Here is a 1,343-nt window from a genome sequence, read left to right on the forward strand (position 1 = left end):
GACTCTTTCAAAAACTTTGTTGATTTGAAATTTTTTGATGAAAATTAGTTGTGAATTTTTAATTTTATCTAAAAATAGTTAAATTTAATAAATAGGTGGAGTAAAAGTTTTTATTATGCCTAATCAAAAAACAAATACTCCAAATAGTATTTTAGATGTTAAACAATATATATTTTGCGATTCTAATGGAGGATTAGTCCTTTCAGATCCTCGTTTTGTGAAAATTTTTAAATCCTGTCAAAAAGCTCTGAAATCTTTTGATTTAAGTTTTAAAAAGGATGTTCCTTATTTTAAAATGAGTTTAGCTAGATGTCCACATTGTGGAACTCGTCATGTTGTTAAATATGGTTTTACAAAAAGAACATTAGTATTTAAAGAAATTGGTAAAACTAATGTGAAGGTTCAGCGTTATATTTGCAAACGTTGTGATAAAACATTTCAAACAGATTTAACAAGTCTTGTTGATAAAAACAGCAATTTTACGAATGAATTGAAAAGTGAATCAGAACATTTAATTTCAGATTATCTGGGAAGCTTAAAAAATGTTTGTAAATCATTTAAAAAATTCTTTGGAATCACAGTTTCACATCAAACAATTGAAAATTGGCTTTTTGTTAATGAAAACATTTTAGAATTTGATTTAGGGCGTTGCTCGGGTTATTATGTCTTTGATGTAGAATGGATAAAAATCAACGGAAAATGGAAATATCGTCACACATTACTTGATTCTATTTCAAATTGCATCGTAGCCGATGCAATTTACGATACTGAAGATGATACAACTGTTGAAAAGTTTTTAAAAGAATCTACAGCAAATAAAAATAAAATTGCAATCACAACAGATTTAGATAAAAAATATGCCTCAATTATCCCAAAATTAGGTTTTAAACATCAATTGTGTATTTTTCATACTAAAAAAAGTTTAAATAAACAATTAAAAACTTTTAAAGATAAAAATCGTATTTCTGACGAAGAATATCAAGAATGTCACAAACAACTGAAAATAATCAAAGATTTATTCGATTTAAATGATTATAATGAATTCAAAAATGAAGTACAATCTTTAATTTATCGTAAAGATGATTTTCATCCAGTGATTTATAAAATAATCAGAAAATCAATCACTCCACGATATAAAAGCTTCATTTATCACTTAAAAGATAAACGAATTGAAAAAACAAGCAACAAAATTGAAAATGCATTTCAAAAAACAATGCCAAAATCAAGAAAACGAACATTCAAGACCAAACGAGGCGTTTTAAAACGAATCTATCGCAGAGATCTCATTTGGAATGACAATCGCAAAAAGGATTTTGAAAATCAACAAAGTTTTTGAAAGAGTC

At 26.3% G+C, this 1,343-nt stretch carries 1 protein-coding gene; it reads left to right on the forward strand.

From position 1 onward, the window contains the following. The first annotated feature begins 115 nt into the window (after positions 1-115). A complete protein-coding gene (locus tag MBBTH_RS11045) occupies positions 116-1,336 on the forward strand; it encodes a hypothetical protein (protein WP_243409589.1) in 1,221 nt (406 codons plus the stop codon). Positions 1,337-1,343 lie beyond the last annotated feature (7 nt).

It is taken from the genome of Methanobrevibacter thaueri (assembly GCF_003111625.1).
Lineage (GTDB): Archaea > Methanobacteriota > Methanobacteria > Methanobacteriales > Methanobacteriaceae > Methanocatella > Methanocatella thaueri.